Origin of the sequence: Streptomyces sp. SID3343 (assembly GCF_009865215.1) — a bacterium.
Taxonomy (GTDB): Bacteria; Actinomycetota; Actinomycetes; order Streptomycetales; family Streptomycetaceae; genus Embleya.
Window position 1 is genome coordinate 1 of sequence record NZ_WWJX01000194.1, and the last position, 7,357, is coordinate 7,357.

Annotated in this window: 5 protein-coding genes and 1 pseudogene; 3 read left to right on the top strand and 3 right to left on the bottom strand. The window is 70.4% G+C overall.

Annotation, left to right across the window (positions count from 1 at the left end; genetic code table 11):
- Positions 1-444, top strand: a 444-nt coding sequence (locus GT354_RS07315; protein WP_272923770.1) for a cyanophycin synthetase, incomplete at its 5' end; no start/stop codon positions are given.
- 13 nt (positions 445-457) lie between these two features.
- On the opposite strand, the gene GT354_RS07320 is transcribed toward GT354_RS07315, so the two are convergent.
- Positions 458-1,615: a peptidoglycan bridge formation glycyltransferase FemA/FemB family protein gene (locus tag GT354_RS07320; RefSeq protein WP_161355437.1), complete on the bottom strand. Its 1,158-nt coding sequence runs from the start codon at positions 1,613-1,615 to the stop codon at positions 458-460.
- Positions 1,616-1,679: 64 nt separating this feature from the next.
- A pseudogene (locus tag GT354_RS07325) lies at positions 1,680-2,084 on the bottom strand (hypothetical protein); the annotation flags it as partial.
- A gap of 146 nt (positions 2,085-2,230) precedes the next feature.
- On the opposite strand from GT354_RS07325, the gene GT354_RS07330 reads away from it, so the two are divergent.
- Together GT354_RS07330 and GT354_RS07335 are read left to right on the top strand one after the other, a co-directional pair.
- Complete coding sequence (locus GT354_RS07330) at positions 2,231-2,926, top strand: response regulator transcription factor (protein WP_161355438.1); 696 nt, start codon at positions 2,231-2,233, stop codon at positions 2,924-2,926.
- On the top strand, positions 2,919-4,142 hold the full coding sequence (locus tag GT354_RS07335; RefSeq protein WP_161355439.1) for a HAMP domain-containing sensor histidine kinase: 1,224 nt from the start codon (positions 2,919-2,921) through the stop codon (positions 4,140-4,142). Before GT354_RS07330 ends, GT354_RS07335 begins: the two co-directional genes overlap by 8 nt.
- A gap of 409 nt (positions 4,143-4,551) precedes the next feature.
- On the opposite strand, the gene GT354_RS07340 is transcribed toward GT354_RS07335, so the two are convergent.
- The gene (locus GT354_RS07340; protein WP_161355440.1) at positions 4,552-6,465 is read right to left on the bottom strand and encodes a hypothetical protein; all 1,914 of its coding nucleotides are present in this window, start codon (positions 6,463-6,465) and stop codon (positions 4,552-4,554) included.
- Positions 6,466-7,357 lie beyond the last annotated feature (892 nt).

The following is a 7,357-nucleotide window of genomic DNA, read 5'->3' on the forward strand; positions in this document are numbered from 1 at the left end:
CTCGACCTGGCCACTGCCGGGCTGGCCACCGCCTCGCTGTCGCCGTGGCGGCTGGAGCCGCGCGGCCTCGCCTGCGGGGCGACGCTGCTCAACGACTCCTACAACGCCAACCCCGACTCGACCCGCGCCGCCCTCGACGCGCTGATGGCCATCGAGGGCGGGCGCCGCATCGCCGTACTGGGCGAAATGCTCGAACTCGGCGACGACAGCGTGGCCGAGCACCGCGCCGTCGGGGCGTACGCCGCCGCCCGAGCCGACGTGGTGGCCGCCGTCGGCGAGGCGGCCCGGCCGATCGCCGTCGGCGCGGGAGAGCAAGGGGTGGTCCTCGCCGACAACGATGCGGCCGTCGACTGGCTGCGCGACCGCCTCGCCGCCGGCGATGTGGTGCTGGTCAAGGCTTCCCGCGGGGTGCGGCTCGACGAAGTCGCCGCCGCGCTCGCGTAGTCGGCTGTGTGATTCAGCGTCGGCGCCGCCTCATATAGAGGTCGAAGGCCCGGTAGATCATCGGCCGCAGCGGCAGGTCCCATTCGCCGACGTACCGCACCGCCCGGCCGCCGGTGCCGGCTTTGAAGCGGACCAGACCGACGTGCGGATCGTCGGCGTGGAGGGTGGGGGTGATGCCGCGCAGGTCGTAGACGTCGCAGTCGGCCGCGAGGGCGTCGCGGATCATCGCCCACTGGCAGGCGTTGGAGCCCCGCACCTCGCGCTTCTCGGTGGCGGAGGCGCCATAGGCGTACACCGCGTGGGCTCCGACGCGGACCAGGACAGTGGCGGCGACCAAGTCGCCCTGGTGGTGGGCCAGGTAGAGCGTGATCCGCTCGGGGTCCTCGGCGCTCAGCTCCGCGTACATGGTCTCGAAGTAGCGCAGCGGCCGGGGTGTGAAGCGGTCGCGCTCGGCGGTGTGGACGTAGAGGTCGTGGAACGCCTTCAAGTCTTCCGGACCCCCGTCGCCGACCGTGACCTCGACGCGCTCCTTGGCCGCCTTCTTGATGTTGCGGCGCCACTGTTGGCTCATGCCCCTGAGCAGCTCGTCCTCGGTCCTGTCTGCCAGCGGGATCTCGTATTTGAACTGCGGATGCCCGTCCCCGAACCCGTCCTGCGGGTTCTGCAGCAGCCAGCCCGCCTCTTTGAGCCCGCTGCTCACGCGGGCGCCGACCGGGTCGCCCCACTGCTGCGGCAGGTCGGTCAGCCGCCGGATGTCCGGGTGGGCGATGCCCTCCTTGACCTGGGCGGCGCTCCAGGTGTCCGTGACCACCGGCGGGCCGAGCCGGATCGCGAACGCGCCGCGCTCCTTGAGATACGCCGCCAGCGGATCGAGCCAGGCACCGATCTCGCCATTCCAGTCGATGATCGGGCCCTCGGGCAGATACGCCAGCGTGAAGCGGTCGAGCCTCGGCACCGGGCGGTGCAGGACGAGCCCCGCACCGACCAGGCGCCGACCGTCGAACCAGCCGAGGGACTCGCTGCGCCACTCGGTCTTGACGCGGCCCCACGCCGGGGTCTGCAAAAAGCTGACCGACCGCTGGGCCTGCACGAACGCCACGTGCTCGGTGGCGCTGATCGGCCTGACGACAAGATTCCCGGCTGCTGCTCGTGCTGGTTCGCTGGAGTACATGCCGCCAGTGAAGGCGGCGGGGTGTTGCTTGGGCGTATGCAGTTCTCGATACGTCGACGATATGTCACCACCGGCGCATCACGCGGCGCTCACCACTGATGCCGGCCGCCACCGGCCGGTGGTCACTGCCCGTAGCCGGCAGCAGCCACGCGTTCTTCGGCTCCACACCGCGGATCGGGATCCGGTCGATCCGCGCCATCGGAAACGTCTTTGTCGCGCCGGCGTCCCGCGAGTCCGTCCGGCAGCCGCCCCTGGGCATCGCCCGTACGGAACCCGGATGCGTTACCTACACCGCCGGCGGGCCCTTCTCGCCGGCCACCGTGGTGCGCACCGCCCGGGGCGGGTCCACCGGATAACGAGCGGTGCCGGCCGGATCGCGGTTCTCGGCGGCGACGTCGTGGCTGACCGCGATGAGGTCACCGCCCGCATGGGACTTGTCGCCGAGCAGCCCGCCGCACAGGTTCAGCCACGCCACCAGCGAACCCGGCGACTCGTCGTCGATCGTGCCGATGCTGGAGTTCGAGGCATGCCGCCAGTGAAAACACCCCGGCGTTGCCGACACGTATGCGGTTTTCGATACGCCGACGATATTCGCCGACTCGTAGCCTTGAGCACATGCGTGTCTTGATCGTCGAGGACGAGCCCTATATGGCAGAAGCCATCCGCGATGGCCTGCGCCTGCAAGCGATCGCGGCCGACATCGCCGGTGACGGTGACACCGCTCTGGAACTGCTGAGCATCAACGCCTACGACATCGCCGTTCTCGACCGCGATATCCCAGGACCTTCCGGCGACGAGGTCACCAGACGCATCGTCGCCGCCGGCAGCGGCATGCCCGTCCTCATGCTCACCGCAGCCGACCGGCTCGACGACAAGGCATCCGGGTTCGGACTCGGCGCCGACGACTACCTCACGAAACCTTTCGAACTCCTGGAGCTCGTGCTCAGGCTCAGGGCCCTCGATCGCAGGCGCGCCCACAACCGGCCACCGGTGCGAGAGATCGCGGGCCTGCGCCTGGATCCGTTCCGTCGCGAGGTCTACCGCGACGACCGCTACATTGCGCTCACCCGCAAACAGTTCGCGGTCCTCGAAGTCCTCGTCGCCGCCGAAGGCGGTGTCGTCAGCGCCGAAGAGCTCCTGGAGCGCGCGTGGGACGAGAACGCCGACCCGTTCACCAACGCCGTACGCATCACGGTCTCCGCCCTGCGCAAACGCCTCGGCGAACCCTGGTTCATCGCCACTGTGCCGGGCGTCGGCTACCACATCGACACGACGCGCGGCACTGGGCATGGGGATGGTGATCGTGGATAGGCAGCCCGGATGGAGCGTGCGCCTCAAACTCACCCTCAGCTACGTCGGATTCCTCATGCTGGCCGGCGTCCTGCTGCTCGCGGCGGTGTGGGTCTTCCTCCTGCGAAGCTACCCATCGGGGATGCTGATCAACACCGTCCTCCTGCAGGGCTTCGGCCCAGCGGTAGCGGCCGTACTGGCATCCCTGCTGGTGTTCGGTCTTGGGGGCGGATGGCTCCTCGCCGGACGCATGCTCGCCCCCCTGGACCGCATCACCCACGCCACCCGCACGGCCGCGGCCGGATCGCTGTCCCACCGGATCCGTCTGCCGGGCCGCGAGGACGAGTTCCGTGAACTCGCCGACGCCTTCGACATGATGCTCGCGCAGCTCGAGACACATGTCGCGGAGCAGCGGAGATTCGCCGCCAACGCCTCGCACGAGCTGCGTACCCCGCTGGCGATCTCGAAGACACTCATCGAGGTCGCTCGCGCCGATCCGAACCACAACACCGGCGAACTCGTCGACCGCCTCCACACCGTCAACACCCGGGCCATCGACCTCACCGAGGCGCTGCTCCTCCTCAGCCGCGCCAACCAGCGGTCCTTCGTCCGAGAGCACGTCGACCTGTCCCTCGTCGCGGAGGAAGCAGCCGAAACGCTCCACCCGCTCGCGGAAAAGCACGGTGTCACCCTCGAGACCAGCGGCAACATCACCCCCACGACCGGTTCGCCCGCGCTCCTGCTGCAGCTCACCACGAACCTCGTACACAACGCGATCGTGCACAACGTGCCGGAACGGGGCACCGTCCGTGTCCACACCGGCATCCGCCCCAAGACCGTGGTGCTCACCGTAGAGAACACCGGCGAGCAGCTCTCCCCACAACTGGTCGCGACTCTCACCGAACCCTTCCAGCGCGGCACCGAGCGCATCCACACCGACCAGGCAGGCGTCGGCCTGGGCCTGGCCATCGTCAAGACCATCACCGAGGCACACGACGGAACCCTCACGCTTACCCCATGCCCTGCCGGCGGGCTCCGCATCACCGTGGAATTGCCCGGGGCATCAGGAGGGACCCCCGAGCCACCAAGAAGCAACCACTTGGGGCGACATGTCCGGGAGATCCATCGCCGGCAGCTGTACGGCTCGGGAGGTGTCCGGTGGCCGGCGCAGGAGAACGCCCACCGGCTGCTCGTCGAGCCACGCGCGCCCGATCCTCAGCCGAGGCGGGGACTGTGAAACCGACTTCCCTGTACAGACCCTGAGACAGGGATTGACGGGGTGCTCCTCGGGCGTTGCGGCGCAGCAGGGTCTGCGCCGGATTCGTCTGGAGGTCCGGGTATGTGGGACAAGGGCCAGTGCGCGTTGCCTGTACGCCTCGGCTTGGTCGTGGTGTCCGGCACCGCCTTTGGCCTGGGAGATGAAGGCCAGGACGGTGCCGTCGTCGAAGACGGCGCGCTCGTGGGTGTCGAGGGCTGTTTGGACGGGCGCCGGGAGCCGGGCGGGGTGGTGGCCGTTCGCGTCGGCTGCCTCGACGAGAAGGGCTGCCGGGTCGTCGTCTCGACGCGGTGGACCACGGGACGCATCGCCGAGCTCGTCGGCAGTTTCGAAGCCGCCGAGAGTGAGGACTTGGACTTCAACGGGAGCATTACACCGCTGACGACAAGGGCCGTGAGGAGCCGGCCAAGGATGTCGCCTCCTTCGCCAACCGAGCGGGAGGGGTCGTGGTTCTCGGGATGGCCGAGACCGGGAGGGTCCGAGCAAGGTGTTCAACGTGGATCTGGACGACGCCCACCTGCGGCACGTTCGCCGGGTGATCGCCGGCAACACGGCGCCGCCGGTGCGCTACGAGGCGTTTCGGGTCGCCAACCCCGAGAGTCCGGGGAGGGGGTTCCTGCTGTTGGTGGTGCCGCGCAGCCCGTACGGACCGCACGCGGTGACCGCTCCGCCGACCAGGCCGTCCCAGCACACCCTGCGCTATCCTCGCCGCGGCGTGAGCAAGACGGAATGGCTCACGCAGACGGACGTCGCCACCGCCCGGCACACCGCTGCCGTCGAACGCGACCGGCGCCTGGTCGACGTCGAGGAGGAGCTCGTCGACGCCTTGGCCGTCCGCACGACGCCGCACCCGATCGTCACTGTCGTCCCCGAGGATCCCGGGGACATGATCATCGACGCGGCGCGGTTCGCCCTCTACCGGGAACAACTCCTCGTCACACAGCTCTACCTCGGCCAGGCTCACCGCATGTTCGGACGTGCGACCGTGGGGCCGCGCCGACTGAGCGTGACCGAAACCTCGGGGAACGACGCCGTGCGCGCGGAGCTCCACCGTGACGGTAGCGCCTCGATCGCCCTGCCCCTGCGCACCTTCCACTCCCGGGGCGACGACGGTGAAGGCTCGCAGTTCTCCGAACCGGGCGAAATCGTCTACAAGTTGATGTGCGCGCTCAGCTTCCTCGCAGTCCACGCACGGGATCGGGCAGGAGCCGCCGGGCCCGCGCGCGTCAACGCCGCCCTGGTGGCGGACATGGCCGACCATCCCGCCCGCGCGAACATCCCCGAATTCGACCGGCCGACGGCGGATCCGTTCCGCGTCGACCCGCTGAGCCCGGTCACCGGGCAGCGCATCGCGCTGAGCGCTCAGGACTGCGCATACGCCCACGCACGGGCCGGGGTGCTCCTGGACGACCCGGCCGACCAGGACCGCGTCCTGCTCGAGGCGACCGCCGCCCTTGCCGACGCCGACCTTGTCGAGGTAGGGGCGCGCGTCCCAGGTCTCGGCATAGGGAAGCAGGAGCGTCTCGGGCAGGAATGTCAGCCAGGTCGGGCTGATCGCGGCGGCCAGGAAGTATCTGGTGGCGATCGGGTCGGACCACGACGCGACTTCGTCGGCGTCGGCCGCCGTGGGGTCGCTCAGTTGCGCGAGGGCAACGACGCGGTCGGCGCGTTCGGGCCGGGGCAGGAAGACCTGCTCGGTCGCCCGGACCAGTTCGTTGAACAACGCGGTCGCCACCTCGTCGGTCACGGACGAACCGTGCACCGTGCCGGAGGCACGCTTGTAGAGGTCGGACCACACTCGGAGCGCCGTTTCGCCCGCCGGCGTCAGGGCGAGGCCCAGGGCGGCTTCCACGATCTTCTGGGCGCGGCGGTTGTGGAAGCCGCCGGGCACGCCGAGCTCTCCGGCCAGGTCCTCGCGTGCGAGCCGCAGCTTCTCCAGGGCCGCCGAGGTCGGGTCGTACGCGTCGGATTCGGGATCCGCGCTTGCCAAGAGCGCGTCGACATCGCCGAGGACCGCTCTGGCTGCGCTCAGGAGACCCGGGCCGGTAGTCATCTTCGACAGTTGCAGGAGGAAGTCGATGGCCATCCGGCAACTCGCCACCGCGTGGGCCGCCGGATACTCCAAGCCCTGCGGCTCGGTCAGGAAGCACCGCGCGTCCCGGAGCATCCCCAGCGCGCGTACGCCCAGCGCGTCCTGGGCGGCCAATGCCGCGCCCAGCGCCGCCCCGATCCGGGCTGGCGCGATCCGGGCGGCATCGGCACGCGCATCGGTTTCGGCGGGCATGTCCGCGCCGTAACGGGAGAGCGCGCCCGCACCGCATCCGGATCCCGGCCCAGACCCCTCGGGCCCGCGACGAAGTCGCTTGATGTCGCCACGATTTCGTCGGCGGGGTGCGGGCCGCGAAACGGAGATCGACGTGACCAGGTCCGGCAACAACGCGCGCAAGCAGGCCACCCGGGCCCTCGCGAACCGCGAGGGCATCCCCTACAACGACGCCCTGCGACGCGTAAGCCGCGACGAGGCGGGCGTCACGACCGCGACGCACGCCGACCGGCCCTGCCCGGGGACTGCCCGCTCCACCAGCCGGATCAGCACGCCGGCTGGTTCCTGGAGGGCGCCTACCCCCGAAGCCGGGCCGCGTACCTGGCCGGGGACCCCGACTACGACCTCGAACTCGACGAGAGGTGCCTGGACGACGTGCCCGCTCTGGCAGCGTTCCGCGCGGATCTGTCGCGGGCCGCCCGGGCCGCGTGCGACCTCGAGTGGGCAGAACTCGTAGGGGCCGAGGCGACCGCCAACGAGTTGTTCCTGCGGATCAGGGACGCCGATTCCGCGCAACGGCGCGAACTCGTGCGCATCTGGGAGCGTTTCGCGATCCGCGGCAGGCCCTGGGGCTCTCCGGGGCGCCCGGCGCACACCCCCCCCAATCGCGGTGTCCGTTGCCCGGGGTCGGGTCGCCCGGGTGTCGACCCACGGCGACGAGGTCGTCGGGCGGCGGCGCCACAACGCCTCGTTGTCGACGCCGGGCCGCGGTGTCGGCCCTGACCCCGAGTGTCGGGCCGTGGATCGGGCGCGCGAGCGGCGTCTCCGCTACGGCGTCCGGCCCCCGGCGGCCACCGGAGACCGGCGGGTCGTGACGACGGGTCAGGTCGGGCGGGCCGGGTCGGGGGCGAGC